Consider the following 19,089-nt stretch of genomic DNA (forward strand, 5'->3'; position numbering starts at 1 on the left):
GCGCTGCGGCCCTCAGTGCGCGCCGCGCAGGCTGGAACCCGCACGCGCGCCGATTTTTTGTTCGAGTCGCTCGATCCGTTTCTCGACGCGCGCGAGCGCATCGCGCGCCCGCGCCAGTTCGGCGTCGAAGCCGCCGAGCGCGGTGCGCCGGACGACTTGCGGGTTCTCGTCGAGCCAGTACTCGGCGACGGAATCGAGCACGTTGCGGCCGGTGCGGCGCGCGCGTGCGCCGGCGTCGCGCACGACCGTCGCGATCCGGTGCGCCGCCGCGTCGCCGACCAGCTTCGCGAGATCTTCCTCAGGCTCCCAGCGCAGGTGCTCGGCGAGCTTCGCGATCTGCGTCGCGAACTCCGCGTCGCCCTCGATCTTCACGTGCTTCATCACGGCGGCCTGGCCGCCCTGCAGGAACGCGGCGAGCGTATCGCCGGCGAGTGCGATCGACACGTCGACGCGCTGCGCATCGTGCGCGTCGACCGCGGACAGATAACCGTCGGGCTGCACCAGCAGCGTCAGCGTGACGGGCGGCACGACGAGCCGGGCGGTCTTGCCCGCGTAAGGGATCAGGCGGTCACGCGCCCACGATTCGCGCGCGAGCAGGTGATTGACGGCAGCAGCAAAAGGCTTGGCGGCAAAGGTCATCGGGCTGGGAAAGAAAAAACCCGCGCAGGCCGGGCGCCCACGCGGGTTTCTATTGTAACGTCGGATCGTCGGCAGACTGCGCTCGACCGCACGCGCCGGCGGCAAGCGGCCGCACTGCGGCGACCGTCGCCAGCAGCCGGCAAGCCGGCCGCCGGCTGCGTTCAGTGCGTGTTCAGCTGCTGGATGCCCGCGAGCAGCCAGCCCTGACCGCCCGACTTCGACAGATTCCACACCTCTTCGAACGGCGCCGCCGACGCGTTCGCCGATTCGCGGATCAACCCATGGAAGCGCACGCTCGCCGCCTGCTCGATGCCGCGATCCTCGATCGCGACCAGTTCCGCGTCGAGCTGCACGACGTCGGTCTGGTTCGCTTCGTTGCCGCGCGAATCGAGGTCGATCTTGATCTCGGCGAACATTTCGGGCGTCGTGAACTCGCGGATGTCGGCCATGTTGCCCTGGTCCCATGCCGCCTGCAGGCGCACGAAGTAGACCTTCGCGCTGCGCAGGAACGCTTCGGTGTCGAAGCCGGCCGGCACCTGCAGCGGCGCCGCGCCGAGCGCGCCTGCCGCGCCCGCGGCCGCTGCACCGCCGCCGAACACGCTTTGCGCTTCGTTCGCATAGCTGCTGCCGCTGCCCGCGTAGTTGCCGCCGCTGCCCTGCTGGAACGACGAACCCTGCGCATAGCCGCCCGCCGACGACGCCGAGCCGCCGGCCGAATACGCCGGCTCGTGCGGGCGGCGACGGTTCATGAACTTGCGGATCAGCCAGATGCCGACCATCGCGAGCAGCGCGATCACGATGACGTTCGCCATCATGCTCGCGAACGCGCCGCCGAGGCCGAAGTGCGACAGCAGCGCCGCGATGCCGAGGCCGGCCGCGAGACCGGCGATCGGCCCGAGCCAGCGCGAGCGGTTCGGCTGCGCGGCCGGCGCCGGAGCGGCCGGGTTGGTGCGCTGCGCCGGCGCGGCCTGCTGCATCGGCTGCTGGGCGGGCGGCGTGGCCTGACGCTGCGTGACGGTGGAACTCTGGCGGCCGATGCTGCGCCCGCCGCCCATGCGCCGTGCCTCGGCGTCGAGCGATGCGAACGTGCCGGCCGTGAGCAGGCCGACCATCAGCAGCGCGCCGACCCGTCGAGCCCACGGCTTCGACGGCTTGCTACGGTTGAACAACGAACGCGACTCGGACATCAGCTTCTCCAGATGTAAGACGAATGTAGGGATAGAACCCTTTAGTACTTGGATCCTACGTGTAAAGCTACCACGCCACCTGACAAATTGTAATATTTGACGGCGTCGAGACCCGCTTGTTCCATCATCGTCTTGAGGGTGTCCTGATCGGGATGCATCCGGATAGATTCAGCAAGATACCGATAACTGTCGGCATCTTTCGCGAACCTGTCGCCAAGCCACGGTAATACTTTGAAAGAATAAAGATCGTAGGCCTTTTTCAGCGGCTCCCACACTTTCGAGAATTCCAGCACCATCACGCGGCCGCCGGGCTTCGCGACGCGGCGCATCTCGGCGAGGGCGGCGTCCTTGTGCGTCATGTTGCGCAGCCCGAACGCGACGGTGACGACGTCGAAGTAGTTGTTCGGGAACGGCAGCTTTTCCGCATCGCACAGCAGCGACGGCGTCACGACGCCCTTGTCGAGCAGCCGGTCGCGGCCCACGCGCAGCATCGATTCGTTGATGTCGGTGTGCCAGACTTCGCCCGTCGGGCCGGCCGCCTTCGCGAATGCGCGGGTCAGGTCGCCGGTGCCGGCCGCGATGTCGAGCACCTTGAAGCCGGGGCGGACGTTCGCCTGCGCGATCGTGAACGCCTTCCACGCGCGGTGCATGCCGGCCGACATCAGGTCGTTCATCAGATCGTAGTTGCTCGCGACCGAATGGAACACGCCCGCCACTTTCTTCGCTTTTTCGGTTTCCTCGACGCTTTCGAAGCCGAAGTGGGTTTTGCTCATCGCGTTGATCCTCAGTAAATGGCAAGACGGCGCCGAGCGGGCGCCGTCGATTTCAGTGGCAGTGGCCGTGCGGCGCGGGGGCCGCCTGCATCGGCGCATCGCGCTCGACGCCCGCCGCCTTCAGTTTGTCGAAATAGTCGCGCCACAGCGCATCCTGCTGCGTCGCCAGTTCATACAGCAGATCCCACGAATAGATGCCGGTCGAATGGCCGTCGGAGAAGGTCGGCTGCAGCGCGTAGTTGCCCACGCCCTCGAGCGCGGTGATGGTCACCTCGCGCTTGCCGGTCTGCAGCGTCTCCTGGCCGGGCCCGTGGCCGCGCACCTCGGCCGACGGCGAATAGACGCGCATCAGCTCGAACGGAATCCGGTAGCTCTCGCCGTTCGGGTACTGCAATTCGAGCACGCGCGACACCGCGTGCACGACGACGCCGGACGGAATCGGCGTCGTGGAAGTCAAACCGCTCATGCCTGCCTCGAATCGGGGGTTCGTTGAATTTCTTCGCGCACCGCATTGTGCAGCAGCGACGCCTGGGCCGCGCGCGCGCGCAGCAACGCCTCGGACACGCTGCGCTGCCGCGGCGCCCACACCGGCTGCGGAAAGTGCGCGTCGTTCGAGAAGCGCGGGATCACGTGCCAGTGCACGTGCGGCACCATGTTGCCGAGGCTCGCGAGGTTCACCTTGTTCGGCTGCATCACGCGGCGCACCGCGCGCTCCACTGCATACACGATGCGCATCAGATGTGCCCGCTCGGGCTCGCCGAGATCGGAGAACTCGGCCACGTGCGCGCGCCAGATCACGCGGCAGAAGCCCGGGTAGTCGTGCTCGGCCGTCGCGAGGACGACCCGCAGCACGTCGTCCTGCCAGAGCACCTCGCCGCCGTCTTCACGGCAAAACACGCATTCCATCGTCGCTCCCTGTGCACGGGCGCCGGCTCGTCAACGCCGGCGCCCGCTCTCGTTGCATGCCCGCATTAGACCAGTACGCGCTCGATCCCGCCATTGTTCGCACGTGCGACATAATCGGCCATCCAGTTCTCGCCGAGCACCTGGCGCGCGATTTCGACGACGATGTAGTCGGCCTCGAGGTTCGCGTCCTCGTTGTAGCGCGACAGGCCCTGCAGGCACGACGGGCAGCTCGTCAGGATCTTCACGTCCGGGCCGCTCGCGGCCGCCGGCGCCGGCGCGCCGTCGGCCATGACGGGAATGCCGCGCAGCTTCGCCGCGCCCTTGCGGATCTCCTCTTCCTTGCGGAAGCGCACCTGCGTCGACACGTCCGGACGCGTGACGGCCAGCGTGCCCGACTCGCCGCAGCAGCGGTCGTTCTTCTCGATCCGGTAGCCGTCCTTCTCCGCGCCCATCAGCTCGTTGACGAGCTTGACCGGGTCCATCGTCTTGATCGGCGTGTGGCACGGGTCGTGATACATGTAGCGCGTGCCCGTCACGCCGTCGAGCTTCATCCCCTTCTCGAGCAGGAACTCGTGGATGTCGATGATCCGGCAGCCGGGGAAGATCTTGTCGAATTCATAGCCGGCGAGCTGGTCGTAGCAGGTGCCGCACGACACGACCACCGTCTTGATGTCGAGGTAGTTCAGCGTGTTCGCGACGCGGTGGAACAGCACGCGATTGTCGGTGACGATCTTCTCGGCCTTGTCGTACTGGCCCGAGCCGCGCTGCGGATAGCCGCAGCACAGGTAGCCCGGCGGCAGGACCGTCTGCACGCCCGCTTCCCACAGCATCGCCTGCGTCGCGAGGCCGACCTGCGAGAACAGGCGCTCGGAGCCGCAGCCGGGGAAGTAGAACACCGCTTCCGAATCGACGGTCGTCGACTTCGGGTTGCGGATGATCGGCACGATCTTGTTGTCCTCGATGTCGAGCAGCGCACGCGCCGTCTTCTTCGGCAGGTTGCCCGGCATCTTCTTGTTGACGAAGTGGATCACCTGCTCGACCACCGGCGGCCGGCCGGTCGTCGCCGGCGGATGCTGCGTCTGCTTCGTGACGACCTTCTTCAGCATGTCGTTGGCGAAGCGCTGCACCTTGTAGCCGACGCCCATCATCACGGTGCGCGCCGCGTTGATCGTCTGCGGATTGGTGGCGTTCAGGAAGAACATCCCCGCCGCATTGCCGGCGTTGAACTTCTTCTTGCCCATTTTGCGCAACAGGTTGCGCATGTTCATCGTGACGTCGCCGAAGTCGATCTTCACTGGGCACGGCGTCGCGCACTTGTGGCACACCGTGCAGTGGTCGGCCACGTCGTTGAACTCGTCCCAGTGCTTGATCGATACGCCGCGGCGCGTCTGCTCCTCGTACAGGAACGCCTCGACCAGCAGCGACGTCGCGAGGATCTTGTTGCGCGGGCTGTACAGAAGATTGGCGCGCGGCACGTGGGTCGCGCACACCGGCTTGCACTTGCCGCAGCGCAGGCAGTCCTTCACCGAATCGGCGATCGCGCCGATGTCGGACTGCTGCATGATCAGCGACTCGTAACCCATCAGCCCGAAGCTCGGCGTATAAGCGTTGCGCAGATCCGCGCCGTCGAGCAGCTTGCCCTTGTTGAAGCGGCCGTTCGGGTCGACGCGCTGCTTGTACGCGCGGAATTCGGCGATCTCGTCGTCGGTCAGGAACTCGAGCTTCGTGATGCCGATCCCGTGTTCGCCGGAGATCACGCCGTCGAGCGAGCGCGCGAGCGTCATGATGCGCGCGACGGCCGCATGCGCGTCCTGCAGCATCTCGTAGTTGTCGGAGTTGACCGGGATGTTGGTGTGGACGTTGCCGTCGCCCGCGTGCATGTGCAGCGCGACGAACACGCGGCCGCGCAGCACGCGCTTGTGGATCGCCTGCGCTTCGTCGAGGATCGGCTTGAACGCGCCGCCGTTGAAGATCGCGCGCAGCTCCGCGCGGATCTCCTGCTTCCACGAGATGCGGATCGTGCGGTCCTGCGTGACGTGGAACACGCTCGCGCCCGGCTGCTCGTCGGCGCGATCGGCGAACTTCTCGGCGAGCGCCTCGTAGCCGAGCTGCACCAGGTAGTGCTGCGCCTCGCGCAGCGGCTGGTCGAGCCGGTCGCGCACGAACTCCCAGCGCGCACGCACGCGCTTGAGCAGCTCCAGCGCCTGCTGCACGCGGTCTTCCAGCAGTTCGGCGCTGGGGATCTCGTTCGCGTCGTCGGTCTTGCCGAGCGGCAGGTTGCCACCGCGGAAGAACGCCTCGAGCGCGTCGACGAGTTGCAGCTTGTTCTTCAACGACAGCTCGATGTTGATCCGCTCGATGCCGTCGGTGTATTCGCCCATCCGGTTCAGCGGAATGACGACGTCCTCGTTGATCTTGAACGCGTTGGTGTGCTTCGCGATCGCGGCCGTGCGGCTGCGGTCGAGCCAGAAGCGCTTGCGCGCCTCGGCGCTGACCGCGACGAAGCCTTCGCCGCTCTTGCCGTTGGCCATCCGGATCACTTCGGAGGTCGCCTGCGCGACCGCATCGGCGTCGTCGCCGACGATGTCGCCGATCAGCACCATCTTCGGGAACACGTTGCGCTTGCTCTTGGTCGCGTAGCCGACCGCGCGCAGATAGCGCTCGTCGAGGTGCTCGAGGCCCGCGAGGATCGCGCCGCCCTGCTTCGACGTCTCGAACAGGTAGTCCTTGATCTCGACGATGCTCGGGATCGCCTCGCGCGCCTGGCCGAAGAATTCGAGGCAGACGGTACGCGTGTGCGCGGGCATCTTGTGCAGCACCCAGCGCGCGGACGTAATCAGCCCGTCGCAGCCTTCCTTCTGCACGCCCGGCAGGCCGGCGAGGAACTTGTCGGTCACGTCCTTGCCGAGCCCTTCCTTGCGGAAGCGCCGGCCCTCGATCTCGAGCATTTCGGTGCGCAGCAGCTTCTCGCCCGGCGCGTACGCGCCGTCGAACCACTTCAGCTCGAAGCGCGCGACCGCGATGTCGTGGATCTTGCCCTGGTTGTGCTCGTGGCGCGTGACTTCGAGCCAGTTGCCGTCCGGGTCGACCATCCGCCACCAGGCGAGGTTGTCGAGCGCGGTGCCCCACAGCACCGCCTTCTTGCCGCCCGCGTTCATCGCGACGTTGCCGCCGATGCACGATGCGTCGAGCGACGTGGGGTCGACCGCGAACACGTAGCCCGCCGCTTCGGCCGCCTCGGTCACGCGGCGCGTGACGACGCCCGCGCCGGAGAAGATCGTCGGCACCTTGTGCGCGACGCCCGGCAGCTCGGTCAACTCGACCGCGCCGAGCTGCTCGAGCTTCTCGGTGTTGATCACCGCGGAGAACGGCGTGAGCGGCACCGCGCCGCCCGTGTAGCCGGTGCCGCCGCCGCGCGGAATCACGGTCAGGCCGAGCTCGAAGCAGGCCTTGATGAGCGCCGCGATCTCGGCTTCGGTGTCGGGCGTCAATACGACGAACGGGTACTCGACGCGCCAGTCGGTCGCATCGGTCACGTGCGACACGCGCGACAGCCCGTCGAAGCGGATGTTGTCCTTCTGCGTGCAGCGGCCGAGCGCCTTGGTCGCGCGGCGGCGCAGGTCGGCCATCTTGTCGAATTCGTCGGCAAACTCGTCGACCGCGCGCTGCGCGGCGGCCTCGAGCATCTCGACGCGGCCGGCGCGCTCGCGGCCGGCGTCGTCACGATGCTCGGTGAGGTCGGCCCGGCGGCGCTTGCCGATCTCGGTCAGCCGGTGGTTCAGCGCCTCGATCAGCAAGGCGCGGCGCTTCGGGTTGTCGAGCAGGTCGTCCTGCAGGTACGGGTTGCGGCGCACGACCCAGATGTCGCCGAGCACTTCGTACAGCATCCGTGCCGACCGGCCCGTGCGGCGTTCGGCGCGCAGCTCGTCGAGCACCGACCACGCGTCCTCGCCGAGCAGGCGGATCACGATCTCGCGGTCGGAGAACGACGTGTAGTTGTAGGGAATCTCGCGCAGACGGGGCGCGGGGTCGGCGGCGACGGCGGCGGCCGCGCCATGCGGATCGAAAACTTGTGGTGCGTTCATGTTCGGACGACTCGGAGGGCCGATACACCGTGCACGGGCGTCGGCAAGCGCGTGGGCGCAATCTTGGGGAAATCTGTTCTGGTGCCAGGCGCGCGACTATCTCGCATGGGGCCGGAACGGGTGGAGACTCACCGATCCGGGCCGGCAGGGCCTGGCGGCACTCGGCGCCATCAGCACGATCGCGCGCGGCGCGCATGCCGCTGCGCCGCGGGGCTGGCAGCGCGCGGCGTCGGCTTCAACGGGGCGATCCGAGGGTGCCTCTGCATCTTCCGATCCTTGATTCAAAACGGAATTCTAACCCATGATCGGGCCGTCCGTGGCACGCCGGACAGGTCGTGGGGCTTTCGCCGCAAGCCGCGCCAGGCCTGGCTCGACGCCGCTTCGCGCCGGCATTCGCCGTCCGGCCGGTCGGTAACCGCGCGGTTAAACCGCGGTTTAGCCGCGCAGTTGACCCGGCAAGCACGGCATGGCTAACCGCAAACGGCGTCGTGCGCGCCGCGCGGCGAACCTGCCGCCGGCACGTCGCTTGCGTGCAGGCGGACCCTTGGCGCTATCATTGATCCTTTACCCTCTGCTTTTCGCACTGCCCGCGAGCGCCCATGGCATCCCACGACTACCTGAAGAAAATCCTCACCGCGCGCGTCTACGACGTCGCACGCGAGACGGAACTCGAACCGGCCCGCAACCTGTCGACACGGCTGCGCAACCCCATTTACCTGAAGCGCGAGGACAACCAGCCGGTGTTCTCGTTCAAGCTGCGTGGCGCGTACAACAAGATGGCGCACATTCCGGCCGACGCGCTCACGCGCGGCGTGATCACCGCGTCCGCCGGCAACCATGCGCAGGGCGTCGCGTTCTCGGCGGCGCGCATGGGCGTGAAGGCGGTGATCGTCGTGCCGGTCACGACGCCGCAGGTGAAGGTCGACGCAGTGCGCGCGCACGGCGGCCCGAGCGTCGAGGTGATCCAGGCAGGCGAGTCGTACAGCGATGCGTACGCGCATGCGCTCAAGGTGCAGCAGGAGCGCGACCTCACGTTCGTGCATCCGTTCGACGATCCGTACGTGATCGCCGGCCAGGGCACGATCGCGATGGAAGTCCTGCGGCAGCATCAGGGGCCGATCCACGCGATCTTCGTGCCGATCGGCGGCGGCGGGCTCGCGTCGGGCGTCGCCGCGTACGTGAAGGCCGTGCGGCCCGAGATCAAGGTGATCGGCGTGCAGGCGGAGGATTCGTGCGCGATGGCGCAGTCGCTGCAGAAGGGCGAACGCGTCGAGCTCAGCGAAGTCGGGCTGTTCGCCGACGGCACCGCGGTGAAGCTGGTCGGCGAGGAGACCTTCCGGCTGTGCAGCGAATTCCTCGACGGCGTCGTCACCGTCGACACCGACGCGCTGTGCGCGGCGATCAAGGACGTGTTCCAGGACACGCGCAGCGTGCTCGAGCCGTCCGGCGCGCTGGCGGTCGCCGGCGCCAAGCGTTACGTGGAACGCGAAGGGATCGAGAATCAGACGCTCGTCGCGGTCACCTCCGGCGCGAACATGAACTTCGACCGGATGCGCTTCGTGGCCGAACGCGCGGAAGTGGGCGAGGCGCGCGAAGCCGTGTTCGCGGTCACGATCCCCGAGGAGCGCGGCAGCTTCAAGCGGTTCTGCTCGCTGGTGGGCGACCGCAGCGTGACCGAGTTCAACTACCGGATCGCCGACGAAAAATCGGCGCACATCTTCGTCGGCGTGCAGATCCGCCGGCGCGGCGAGTCGGCCGAGATCGCCGCGAACTTCGACGCGCACGGCTTCAAGACGGTCGACCTGACGCACGACGAGCTGTCGAAGGAGCATATCCGCTACATGGTCGGCGGCCGCTCGCCGCTGGCGCTCGACGAGCGTCTGTTCCGCTTCGAGTTTCCGGAGCGGCCGGGCGCGCTGATGAAGTTCCTGTCGTCGATGGCGCCGGACTGGAACATCAGCCTTTTCCACTACCGCAACCAGGGCGCCGACTACAGCTCGATCCTGGTCGGGCTGCAGGTGCCGCAGGCCGATCGCGCCGAGTTCGAACGCTTCCTGGCCGCGCTCGGCTATCCGTACGTCGAAGAGAGCGCCAATCCGGCCTACCGCCTGTTCCTGTCGTAAAGGTTGCGTGCCATGAACCCCGAACATTCCCCGCTCGGCAAGGCCACCGTCTACGCGGCGCAGTACGACGCGTCGCTGCTGTTTCCGATCCCGCGCGCGGGCGCGCGCGAGCAGCTCGGCATCGCGGCCGCGCCGCCGTTCTTCGGCACCGACATCTGGAATGCGTACGAGCTGTCGTGGCTGAACGCGCGCGGCAAGCCCCAGCTCGCGGTCGCGACCTTCTACGTGCCGGCAGAATCGCCGAACATCGTCGAATCGAAGTCGTTCAAGCTGTATCTCGGCTCGTTCGCGCAATCGAAGTTCGATTCCGTCGATGCCGTGCGCGACGTGCTCAAGCGCGACGTGTCGGCCGCGTGCGGCGCGAGCGTGTCGGTGCAGCTGGTGTCGCCGCACGACTTCGGCAAGCTGCAGATGGAGGAGCTCGACGGGCTGTCGCTCGACCGCCTCGACCTCGACACCGACGTGTACGAGCCCGATCCGTCGCTGCTGTCGGCCGCCGCCGACGAAGCGCCGGTCGAGGAGACGCTGGTGTCCGACCTGCTGCGCTCGAACTGCCCGGTCACCGGCCAGCCCGACTGGGGCAGCGTGCAGATCCACTACGTCGGCCCGCAGATCGATCACGCGGGGCTGTTGCGCTACATCATCTCGTTTCGCAACCACACGGGCTTTCACGAGCAGTGCGTCGAGCGCATCTTCCTCGACATCCTGCAGGCGTGCAAACCGCTGAAGCTCGCGGTGTATGCGCGCTATACGCGCCGCGGCGGGCTCGACATCAACCCGTTCCGCACCAACTACAACCAGCCGATGCCGGACAACGCGCGCACCGCGCGGCAGTGACGCGCACCGGCCGCTGCTCGCGGCCCTGAACGCAACAGCCCCGCCGGTTTGCACCGGCGGGGCTGTTTGCCTTGCGACCAGCAGCGCGGCCGCGTTACTTCGCCGGCGCCTTGTACGCGATGCAGTCCACTTCGACCTTGCAGTCGATCACCATGCTCGACTGCACGCACGCACGGGCCGGCGGGTTGGCGCCGAAGTACGACACGAACACCTTGTTGAACGACGCGAAATCGCGCGCATCGTCGAGCCACACGCCGCAGCGCACGACGTCCTCGACGCCGTAGCCGGCTTCCTTCAGGATCGCGATCAGGTTCTCGATCGCCTGCTTCGACTGCGTGACGATCCCGCCTTCGACGACCTCGCCGTTCACCATCGGCGTCTGCCCCGACACGTACAGCCAGCCGTCGGCCTCGACCGCCCGCGCGAACGGCATCACCTGGCCGCCCGTCCCCTTCGCTTCGCCCACGCCATATCGCTTCATCGTTTCACTCCGTTTCAGTTCCGTTTCATTGCGAAGGCGCGCGCCGCTCGCGGCGCACGCCGAATCTCGACCTGCCTGCCGCGCTCAGAAAGCCGCATCGGCGGCGGCCGCAGAACGCTCGCCACGCGCCACGAAGCCGCCCGCGCGCGCGCCGGTCGGCTGGCCGTTCTCGTAGGTCAGCACGCCGTTCACCCACACCGCGTCGATGCCGTGCGCCGGCTGCTGCGGCTGCTCGAAGGTCGCCGCATCGATCACGCGGGCCGGATCGAACAGCACCAGATCCGCGTGGTAGCCGACGTGCACCTCGCCGCGACGCGCGAGCCCGAAGCGCCGCGCGGACAGCGACGTCATCTTGCGGATCGCCTCCTCCAGCGGCAGCAGGTTCGTGTCGCGCACATAGTGGCCGAGCACGCGCGGGAACGCACCCCACAGGCGCGGATGCGGCAGCGGATCGTTCGGCAGCCCGTCGGAGCCGACCATCGTCGCCGGGTGCGACAGGATGCGCCGCACGTCGTCCTCGGACATGTTGTGGTACACGGCGCCGGCCGGACGGATGCGCTGCGCGGCTTCCTGCTCGGTCACGCCCCAGTCGGCCGCGATCGCCTTCAGCAATTTGCCGGCGACTTCCGGATGCGGCGCCGACCACGTGATCGTGATGTCGATGTCGCCACTCACCTGCTTCAGGTCGAGCGTCGACGAGCTGCGGCTGTACGGATAGCAGTCGCAGCCGACCGGCTGAAGGCGGCGCACGCCGTCGAGCGACGCGAGCACCTCGGTGCTGCGCCCCCAGTTCGACGGCCCCGCGCACTTCAGATGCGAGATCACGACGGGCACCTGCGCGTGCCGCCCGACCCGGTACGCCTCGTCCATCGCATCGAGGATCGCGTCGAACTCGGTGCGCATGTGCGTCGTATACAGCGCGCCCGCCTTCGCGAGCGGCTCCGCGAGCGCCATCACTTCCTCGGTCGGCGCCGCGAACGCGGAGCCGTAGGCGAGGCCCGACGACAAACCGAGCGCGCCGTTCTGGAGCGCCTCGTCGAGCTGCGCGCGCATCGCGGCGATTTCGCCGTCGGTCGCCGCGCGGTCGAGCCGGTCCATCTGGTTGTTGCGCAGCGCCGTGTGCCCGACGAGCGCCGCGACGTTGACCGCCGGGCGCGCTTCGTTCACCGCCGCGACATAGGCGGCGAAGGTCGGGTAGCGGAACGCGTCGCGCTCGCCGAGCAGGTTCATCGGATCGGGCGGGTCGCCGGCGAGCGTGACCGGCGACGCGCTGATCCCGCAATTGCCGACGATCACGGTCGTCACGCCCTGCGAGATCTTCGGCAGCATCTGCGGCGCGCGGATCACGTGCGTGTCGTCATGCGTGTGCACGTCGACGAAACCGGGCGCGAGCGCGCGGCCGTTCGCATCGACGACGCTCTCGGCGAGCCAGTTCGACAGGTTGCCGATCGCCGCGATCGCGCCGTTGCGGATCGCGACGTCGCGCGTGACGGGCGGCGCGCCCGTGCCGTCGTACAGCTGCGCGCCGACGATCAGCGTATCGGCGGCTTCGGGATGCGAATGCATGGTCAGTCTCCTACCGGTTGACGATCTCCGCCGCCGCGATGCGCGTCGAGCGCATGCTTGATGCGGCGCAGCGATTCGCGGCCCGCATCGCCGAGCCGCAGCGCGACGCCGGTCACGAGCACGTCGATCGCCATCATCATCGCGTAGCGCGACGTCGACGGCTTGTAGATGAAATCGGTTTCGAACGCGACCACCGGGATCAGGTGATCGGCGAGCTTCGCGAGCGGCGAAGCCGGCGCGGTGATCGCGATCAGCGTCGCGCCGTAGCGCTTCGCGACGCGGCAGCTGTCGAGCAGCTCCGGCACGCGCCCGCTCACCGACAGCGCGACGACCACGGCGTCGCGCGACAGCGTCGCCGACACCATCCGCTGCAGCAGGCTGTCCTGGTAGCTCGCGACCGGCCGGCCGAAGCGCACGAGGCGAAAGCGCAGCTCGTCGGCGAGCGCGGTCGAGCCGCCGCCCTGCCCGTACACGTAGATCATCTGCGCGCCGGCGAGCAGGTCGGCCGCCGCGTCGAACGACGTGTTGCGCAGCAGCTGGTGGTTGTGCGCGAGCGCGACGCAGATCTCGTCGTAGACCACCGATGCCGGGCTCGTATCGTCGGCGTGCGGCTGGTCGGACGGCGCCAGAAACCGCCGGCCCACCGCCGCCGCCTGCGCGACGAGCACCTTCAGCTCGCGCACGTCGCGGCAGCCGACGGCCTTCGCGAACCGCGTGACCGTCGCGACGCTCACCTGCGCATCGCGCGCGAGCGCGCCGATGCTGGCATGCGCGGCGCGCGCCAGATCGGCGAGGATGAACGCGGCGACCTTGCGCTCGGCGTCGCGCAGTTCGGGCGCGCATTCGGTGATGCGTGCGACGATGTCGACGGCCGGCTGCGCAAGCTGCGCGGATGACTGGGCGGCCGCGCGTGACGCGGCCCGCGAGACGGGGGAATTCATCGGTGAAAAGCGCTGGCGCGCGTCGTGTTACTAAATAACATCACCGCGCCGATGCTACTTTCGGTACCATCGGCATGTCAACTTCGATGCAATGCATAGTGATGATGGAGCGGGACGACATGAAAGTTACAAACTATCAGGAGCCGAAAATAGATCCGCTGGGCAAGGGCCTCGGCAACGTGCCGAGCGCGAGCGTGCCGCTCGACGAAGCGGGCCGCCTCGAGTGGAACCTGCTCGCCGAGGACGTCAGCCTGCCCGCGGCCGTGCTGTACGCCGACCGGATCGAACACAACCTGAACTGGATGCAGGCGTTCGTCCAGCAGTACGGCGCGCAGTTCGCGCCGCACGGCAAGACGACGATGGCGCCGCAGCTGTTCCGCCGCCAGCTCGCGGCCGGCGCGTGGGGCATCACGCTCGCGACCGCGCACCAGACGCAGGCCGCGTATCACGGCGGCGTGCGGCGCGTGCTGCTGGCGAACCAGCTGGTCGGCCGCCAGAACATGACCCTCATCGCGGGGCTGCTGTCCGATCCCGAATTCGAGTTCTTCTGCCTCGTCGATTCCGTCGACGGCGTCGAGCAGCTCGGCCGCTTTTTCGGCGCGGCGAACAAGACGCTGAACGTGCTGCTCGAGCTCGGCGTGCCGGGTGGCCGCGCCGGCGTGCGCGACGCTGCGCAGCGCCAGGCGGTGCTCGATGCGATCGCCCGCCATCCGGACACGCTGAAGCTGGCCGGCATCGAACTCTACGAAGGCGTGCTGAAGGAAGAAGGCGAGATCCGCACGTTCCTGCAACACGCGGTCGCACTCACGCGCGAACTGGCCGAAGCCGGCCGCTTCGCGCGCACGCCGGCGATCCTGTCGGGGGCCGGCTCCGCGTGGTACGACGTGGTCGCGGAGGAATTCGCGAAGGCGTCCGACGCCGGTTTCGCCGAGATCGTGCTGCGTCCGGGCTGCTATCTGACGCATGACGTCGGCATCTACAGGAAGGCGCAAGCGGACGTGTTCGCGCGCAATCCGATCGCACGCAGGATGGGCGAAGGGCTGCTGCCGGCGCTGCAGCTGTGGGCGTACGTGCAGTCGGTGCCGGAACCGGACCGCGCGATCGTCGCGCTCGGCAAGCGCGACGCGGCGTTCGACGCGGGCATGCCGGAGCCGGCGCGCCATTTCCGCCCCGGCCGCGACAGCGCGCCGCGCGAGCTGGCCGCCACCGAAGGCTGGGCCGTGACGGGGATGATGGACCAGCACGCGTATCTGCAGATCCCGCCGGGCGCGGATGTGAAGGTCGGCGACATGGTCGCGTTCGACATCTCGCACCCGTGCCTCACGTTCGACAAATGGCGGCAGTTGCTCGTCGTCGATCCGCAGTACCGCGTGACGGAAGTCGTCGAAACGTTCTTCTGACACGCCGTCCGCGCGTGGCGCCGCCCGCCGCGGGCGGCCGTCACGCACGCTTCGAGCGGGCGGAGTACACTGCGCGTTCGTCCTCGGGGCCGCATCGCCGCCGCGGCGGCCGTGCGCCGCTCGCCGCGCGAACGGCCCTTCAACACCGTTGAATGGAGAGTGCCATGGCCGCGAAGAAGATCCTGTTCCTGACCGGCGATTTCGCCGAAGACTACGAAACGATGGTGCCGTTCCAGGCACTGCAGGCCGTCGGCCATCGCGTCGACGCCGTGTGCCCCGGCAAGCGCGCCGGCGACAAGGTCAAGACCGCGATCCACGATTTCGAAGGCGACCAGACCTACACCGAAAAGCCCGGCCACTATTTCACGCTGAACGCGAGCTTCGACGACGTCGACGCGTCGAGCTACGACGCGCTCGCGATCGCCGGCGGCCGCGCGCCGGAATATCTGCGTCTCGATGCGAAGGTGATCGCGCTGGTGCGCGCGTTCGCGCAGGCCGGCAAGCCGATCGCCGCGATCTGCCATGCGGCGCAGCTGCTGGCGGCCGCCGACGTGATCCGCGGCAAGCGCATCTCGGCCTACCCGGCCTGCGCGCCGGAAGTGAAGCTCGCCGGCGGCGAATATGCGGACATCCCGGTCGATGCGGCCGTGACCGACGCGCCGTTCGTCACCGCGCCCGCGTGGCCCGCGCATCCGGCATGGCTCGCGCAGTTCCTCGCATTGCTCGGCACGCGCATCGAGCTGTGAGCGAAGTCGTCGTGCCCGTAGAACGGAAATGAAGTGATGTGACGAGCGCCGGCCGGCGCCGGGCGGTGGGCTCTCGGGCCCGCCGCGCCGCGCCGGTCGCCGCCCTTCAGTGCGGAGACGGCGTCGAGCCGACCTCCGCGATCCGCGACTCCAGCATCGCCAGCGCGCCCGACAGCGCGGTCAGCACGTCGTCCGGCAACTGCGCGACGGTGCGGTCGAGGAACGCCTTGCGGCGCGGCAGGCACGCGTCGAACGCCGCCCGCCCGGCGGCGGTCAGCGTGACGTTGGTCACCCGGTTGTCGCGGGCATCGGACGCGCGCTCGATCCAGCCGAGCGCATCGAGCGATTTCAGCTGGCGCGTGAGCGCGCCCGGATCGATGCGCAGCACCTCGACGAGCTTCTTCTGCGACGCCTGGCCGTCCAGCGTGTGCAGCGCCACCATGATGCGCCAGCGCGGCATCGGCTGCCCGACGTGCGTTTCGAACGCGCTCATGAACGCGCGATACGTGCGTCCGAATTGCTGCAAGATCGCGATGCGGTCCGGTTCTTCCATGCGCTGATGCCTACTCGTTCATTCGGTGAATCGTTTCAATCGGCCGCGACATGCGGTTCGACCTTGCGTCGCAGCGCGATCGGCGGCACGCGGCGGCATTGCCACACCGACACCACGGCGACGACGGCCGCCATCGCGACGCCCAGGTGAATCGCGCCGACGAGCGATTCGCGGGCCGCTTCCAGCAGCAGCGCGCCATTATGCCCGGCCGCCGTCAGCTCCGCGACCAGACGGCCTTGCGCCGCACGGTCGATCAGGATCTGCGGATCGGCGAGTTGCGCATGCCACTGCAGCGCGCGGTCGCCGGCCAGCGCATCGTGCACGCCGCTCGAATACATCTGGTTGACGAGCGTGCCGGTCAGCGCGGTGCCGATCATCCCGCCGACCATGCGCAGCGATTGCAGGAGCGCGGTCGCGATGCCGAGGTGCTCGCGACCGGCGGTCTGCTGCGCGAACACGGTGAGGTTCGGCAGCACGAAGCCGAGCCCGATCCCGCCGGCGACCATCAAGACCATGAGCATCCAGCCAGGCGTCGTGTGGGTCGACACGACGACACCCGCGCAGGTGAACGCGAACAGCCCGAAGCCGACGTGCAGCATCGCGTTCGGATGGCGGATGCGCGTGACGACGCGCCCGTTCATGATGCTGCCGATCGTGATGAACACGACGAGCGGCGTGATGACGAGCCCCGCCGCCTTCGGCGACATCCCGAAGCCGCCCTGGAACAGCAGCGGCGCATAGAACAGCAGCGAGAACATCGAGAAGCCGGCGAGCATCGCGAGCACGAACAGCGCCGACAGCGCGCGGTTGCCGAACATGTCGAACGGCAGGATCGGCTGCGCGCAGCGCTTCTCCCAGTGCCACAACGCCACGCCCGCGCCGAGCGCGACCACCAGCAGCAGCGACGCCCAGCTCATCAAGCCGTATTTCGGCAGCCATTCGACGAACAGCTGCAGCGCGCCGAGCGACAGCGCGATCAGCAAGGCGCCGGGCCAGTCGAGCCGCATGCTGCGGTCGTGCTCGACGTGCCGCAGGTGCGGCAGGTAGCGCCACACGAAGAACAGCGACAGGATGCCGATCGGCAGGTTCACGTAGAACACCGAACGCCAGCCGAACGACTGGGTCAGGAACCCGCCGAGCGACGGCCCGATCGCGTTCGCGATGCCGAACGCCGAACTCATCAGCACCTGCCAGCGCAGCCGCACGACCGAATCGGGGAACAGGTCGGGGATGCACGCGAACGCGGTGCCGACCAGCATGCCGCCGCCGATCCCTTGCAGGCCGCGCGCCAGCACGAGGTACAGCATGTCGTTGGCCATCCCGCACAACACCGACGCGCCGGTGAACACGACGATCGACACGATCACGAACGGCTTGCGGCCGTAATAGTCGCCGAGGCGGCCGAAGATCGGCACGGTGATCACGGAGCTGAGCAGGTACGACGTCGCGACCCATGCGTACAGGTCGAAGCCGCGCAACTCGGCGACGATGGTCGGCAACGCGGTGCCGACGACCGTCTGGTCGAACGCGACGAGCATGGTGACGAACGAGATCCCGATCATCGCGAGCAGCGACTCGCGAAACGGCAGAAGTTGCCCGCTGGAATGGTGGGCGGCAGTATGGACCGGCATTTTTTGTTGATGCAATCTTTGACGTGTCAAACAATCGCGAAAGTGTAGCACGTCGGAGTAATCTACGCGGGCATGGGATGGGCGGCGTGCCGCCAGGGAGAACGATGGAACCGATTTCGATCACGCCTGCGGCGACGCTGTCGCCGCAGGACCAGGACGCGCTGCGGCGCGCGAAGCAGGTGCTGGAAAGCCCGTCGCTGACGTTGAAGCTGACCAGCGTGCTCGGTGCGCCGGTCGAGAAGATGATCGGGCGGCTGCCGGCGTTCGCGACCGGCAAGATCAACGATGCGACGCAGCTCGCGCTGCGCAAGTGCCTGAACATCGCGCTGCGCACGCTCGGCAAGCCGCCGGCGCCCGATGCCGAGCCCGACAAGCCGAGCAACCTGCTGCACAAGCTCGCGGTCGCGACGACCGGCGCGGCCGGCGGCGCGTTCGGCTTCCTCGCGCTGCCGGTCGAGCTGCCGGTCACGACCACGCTGATCTTCCGCTCGGTGTGCGACATCGCGCGCAGCGAGGGCGAGGATCTCGCGGCGGTCGACACGCAGTTGCAGTGCCTGGCCGTGCTCGGCATGGGCGGCGACACGGACAAGCGGGAAGAGGACGCCGATCTCGGCTATTTCGTGCTGCGCGGCGCGCTCGCGCAGGCGATCTCGAAGGCGTCGTCCGACATCGCGACGAAAGGTGTGGCCGCGCACAGCTCGGCGGCGGTGTTCAAGCTGGTGCAGACGGTCGCGTCACGTTTTTCCGTGCAGGTGACTGAGCAGATGGCCGCGAAGTCGATCCCGGCGATCGGCGCGGTGCTCGGCGCGACCGTCAACACGCTGTTCATCGATCACTTCCAGCAGATGGCGCACGGCCACTTCACCGTGCGCCGGCTCGAGCGCAAGTACGGCGCGGCGGCCGTGCGGGCCGCGTATCAGGCGATCGACGGCGCGCCGGCGCGGTGACGAGCGGGGGCGGTTGCGAGGCGGGGGGGCGCGTTGGGCGTTGGGCGTTGGGCGTTGGGCGTTGGGCGTTGGGCGTTGGGCGTTGGGCGTTGGGCGTTGGGCGTTGGGGCGTTCGGGCGGTTCGGGCGGTTCGGGCGGTTCGGGCGGTTCGGGCGGTTCGCCGGTTCGCCGACTGGCGGTCGAGCATCGCGCGCCTGCGGCGCGATCGGCGCTTACATCTGCCCGAGCGGCGGCCTGTCGAGCCACACGTCATCTCGACCGACTCGCCACCCGC

General features: G+C 68.3%; 16 protein-coding genes. 5 read left to right on the forward strand and 11 right to left on the reverse strand.

Translation table 11 applies throughout. The annotated features are described in order from the left end of the window. Nucleotides 1-12: 12 nt before the first annotated feature. From EX20_RS03810 to EX20_RS03835, 6 genes are all read right to left on the reverse strand, one after another. Nucleotides 13-639: a ubiquinone biosynthesis accessory factor UbiJ gene (locus tag EX20_RS03810; RefSeq protein ID WP_011885999.1), complete on the reverse strand. Its 627-nt coding sequence runs from the start codon at nt 637-639 to the stop codon at nt 13-15. Nucleotides 640-800: 161 nt separating this feature from the next. Further along, nucleotides 801-1,826 (reverse strand): Tim44 domain-containing protein, encoded by a 1,026-nt coding sequence (locus EX20_RS03815; protein WP_034192702.1) that lies wholly within the window; start codon nt 1,824-1,826, stop codon nt 801-803. A gap of 41 nt (nt 1,827-1,867) precedes the next feature. Beyond that, the gene (gene ubiE, locus EX20_RS03820; protein WP_011886001.1) at nt 1,868-2,599 is read right to left on the reverse strand and encodes a bifunctional demethylmenaquinone methyltransferase/2-methoxy-6-polyprenyl-1,4-benzoquinol methylase UbiE; all 732 of its coding nucleotides are present in this window, start codon (nt 2,597-2,599) and stop codon (nt 1,868-1,870) included. A gap of 52 nt (nt 2,600-2,651) precedes the next feature. After that, nucleotides 2,652-3,065, reverse strand: a complete 414-nt coding sequence (locus EX20_RS03825) for a gamma-butyrobetaine hydroxylase family protein (RefSeq protein WP_011886002.1) — start codon at nt 3,063-3,065, stop codon at nt 2,652-2,654. Then, nucleotides 3,062-3,505, reverse strand: coding sequence for an HIT family protein (locus EX20_RS03830; RefSeq protein WP_011886003.1), 444 nt, complete (start codon nt 3,503-3,505; stop codon nt 3,062-3,064). The genes EX20_RS03825 and EX20_RS03830 overlap by 4 nt, the downstream gene beginning before the upstream one ends. Before the next feature lie 65 nt (nt 3,506-3,570). Continuing rightward, nucleotides 3,571-7,590, reverse strand: coding sequence for a DUF3683 domain-containing protein (locus EX20_RS03835; protein ID WP_034192703.1), 4,020 nt, complete (start codon nt 7,588-7,590; stop codon nt 3,571-3,573). Nucleotides 7,591-8,189: 599 nt separating this feature from the next. Between EX20_RS03835 and ilvA the strand changes: the two genes are divergently transcribed. Continuing rightward, complete coding sequence (gene ilvA / locus EX20_RS03840; protein WP_014723627.1) at nt 8,190-9,713, forward strand: threonine ammonia-lyase, biosynthetic; 1,524 nt, start codon at nt 8,190-8,192, stop codon at nt 9,711-9,713. Between the two features lie 12 nt (nt 9,714-9,725). After that, nucleotides 9,726-10,550, forward strand: coding sequence for an NADPH-dependent 7-cyano-7-deazaguanine reductase QueF (gene queF, locus EX20_RS03845; protein ID WP_034192704.1), 825 nt, complete (start codon nt 9,726-9,728; stop codon nt 10,548-10,550). Between the two features lie 94 nt (nt 10,551-10,644). On the opposite strand, the gene EX20_RS03850 is transcribed toward queF, so the two are convergent. From EX20_RS03850 to EX20_RS03860, 3 genes are all read right to left on the reverse strand, one after another. Beyond that, nucleotides 10,645-11,031 (reverse strand): RidA family protein, encoded by a 387-nt coding sequence (locus EX20_RS03850; RefSeq protein WP_011886007.1) that lies wholly within the window; start codon nt 11,029-11,031, stop codon nt 10,645-10,647. An 84-nt stretch (nt 11,032-11,115) separates the two neighbouring features. Next, nucleotides 11,116-12,597 (reverse strand): N-acyl-D-amino-acid deacylase family protein, encoded by a 1,482-nt coding sequence (locus EX20_RS03855; RefSeq protein WP_011886008.1) that lies wholly within the window; start codon nt 12,595-12,597, stop codon nt 11,116-11,118. A 2-nt stretch (nt 12,598-12,599) separates the two neighbouring features. Beyond that, a complete protein-coding gene (locus EX20_RS03860) occupies nt 12,600-13,538 on the reverse strand; it encodes a MurR/RpiR family transcriptional regulator (protein ID WP_014723631.1) in 939 nt (312 codons plus the stop codon). Nucleotides 13,539-13,657: 119 nt separating this feature from the next. Here EX20_RS03860 and EX20_RS03865 point away from each other — a divergent pair, with 119 nt between their 5' ends. Together EX20_RS03865 and EX20_RS03870 are read left to right on the forward strand one after the other, a co-directional pair. Continuing rightward, nucleotides 13,658-14,938, forward strand: a complete 1,281-nt coding sequence (locus EX20_RS03865) for an amino acid deaminase (protein ID WP_011886010.1) — start codon at nt 13,658-13,660, stop codon at nt 14,936-14,938. A 164-nt stretch (nt 14,939-15,102) separates the two neighbouring features. Next, on the forward strand, nt 15,103-15,684 hold the full coding sequence (locus tag EX20_RS03870) for a DJ-1/PfpI family protein (protein WP_011886011.1): 582 nt from the start codon (nt 15,103-15,105) through the stop codon (nt 15,682-15,684). A 106-nt stretch (nt 15,685-15,790) separates the two neighbouring features. Here the strand turns inward: EX20_RS03870 and EX20_RS03875 are convergent, their stop codons facing one another. Together EX20_RS03875 and EX20_RS03880 are read right to left on the reverse strand one after the other, a co-directional pair. Beyond that, nucleotides 15,791-16,237 (reverse strand): MarR family winged helix-turn-helix transcriptional regulator, encoded by a 447-nt coding sequence (locus EX20_RS03875; protein WP_014723633.1) that lies wholly within the window; start codon nt 16,235-16,237, stop codon nt 15,791-15,793. Between the two features lie 35 nt (nt 16,238-16,272). Continuing rightward, complete coding sequence (locus tag EX20_RS03880; protein ID WP_014723634.1) at nt 16,273-17,868, reverse strand: MFS transporter; 1,596 nt, start codon at nt 17,866-17,868, stop codon at nt 16,273-16,275. Between the two features lie 104 nt (nt 17,869-17,972). Between EX20_RS03880 and EX20_RS03885 the strand changes: the two genes are divergently transcribed. Further along, entirely contained in the window at nt 17,973-18,815 is an 843-nt protein-coding gene (locus tag EX20_RS03885) for an EcsC family protein (protein ID WP_014723635.1), read from the forward strand. Nucleotides 18,816-19,089 lie beyond the last annotated feature (274 nt).

The sequence above is a fragment of the Burkholderia sp. WP42 genome (assembly GCF_000745665.1).
Lineage (GTDB): Bacteria > Pseudomonadota > Gammaproteobacteria > Burkholderiales > Burkholderiaceae > Burkholderia > Burkholderia vietnamiensis.

What these genes read in the sequence shown, in the direction of transcription:
- EX20_RS03855 (WP_011886008.1), bottom strand. Translation starts at nt 12,597, where the DNA reads ATGCATTCGCATCCCGAAGCCGCCGATACGCTGATCGTCGGCGCGCAG.
- EX20_RS03870 (WP_011886011.1), top strand. Translation starts at nt 15,103, where the DNA reads ATGGCCGCGAAGAAGATCCTGTTCCTGACCGGCGATTTCGCCGAAGAC.
- EX20_RS03850 (WP_011886007.1), bottom strand. Translation starts at nt 11,031, where the DNA reads ATGAAGCGATATGGCGTGGGCGAAGCGAAGGGGACGGGCGGCCAGGTG.
- EX20_RS03825 (WP_011886002.1), bottom strand. Translation starts at nt 3,065, where the DNA reads ATGAGCGGTTTGACTTCCACGACGCCGATTCCGTCCGGCGTCGTCGTG.
- EX20_RS03830 (WP_011886003.1), bottom strand. Translation starts at nt 3,505, where the DNA reads ATGGAATGCGTGTTTTGCCGTGAAGACGGCGGCGAGGTGCTCTGGCAG.
- EX20_RS03860 (WP_014723631.1), bottom strand. Translation starts at nt 13,538, where the DNA reads ATGAATTCCCCCGTCTCGCGGGCCGCGTCACGCGCGGCCGCCCAGTCA.
- EX20_RS03880 (WP_014723634.1), bottom strand. Translation starts at nt 17,868, where the DNA reads ATGCCGGTCCATACTGCCGCCCACCATTCCAGCGGGCAACTTCTGCCG.
- EX20_RS03835 (WP_034192703.1), bottom strand. Translation starts at nt 7,590, where the DNA reads ATGAACGCACCACAAGTTTTCGATCCGCATGGCGCGGCCGCCGCCGTC.
- ilvA (WP_014723627.1), top strand. Translation starts at nt 8,190, where the DNA reads ATGGCATCCCACGACTACCTGAAGAAAATCCTCACCGCGCGCGTCTAC.
- EX20_RS03875 (WP_014723633.1), bottom strand. Translation starts at nt 16,237, where the DNA reads ATGGAAGAACCGGACCGCATCGCGATCTTGCAGCAATTCGGACGCACG.
- EX20_RS03810 (WP_011885999.1), bottom strand. Translation starts at nt 639, where the DNA reads ATGACCTTTGCCGCCAAGCCTTTTGCTGCTGCCGTCAATCACCTGCTC.
- queF (WP_034192704.1), top strand. Translation starts at nt 9,726, where the DNA reads ATGAACCCCGAACATTCCCCGCTCGGCAAGGCCACCGTCTACGCGGCG.
- EX20_RS03885 (WP_014723635.1), top strand. Translation starts at nt 17,973, where the DNA reads ATGGAACCGATTTCGATCACGCCTGCGGCGACGCTGTCGCCGCAGGAC.
- ubiE (WP_011886001.1), bottom strand. Translation starts at nt 2,599, where the DNA reads ATGAGCAAAACCCACTTCGGCTTCGAAAGCGTCGAGGAAACCGAAAAA.
- EX20_RS03865 (WP_011886010.1), top strand. Translation starts at nt 13,658, where the DNA reads ATGAAAGTTACAAACTATCAGGAGCCGAAAATAGATCCGCTGGGCAAG.
- EX20_RS03815 (WP_034192702.1), bottom strand. Translation starts at nt 1,826, where the DNA reads ATGTCCGAGTCGCGTTCGTTGTTCAACCGTAGCAAGCCGTCGAAGCCG.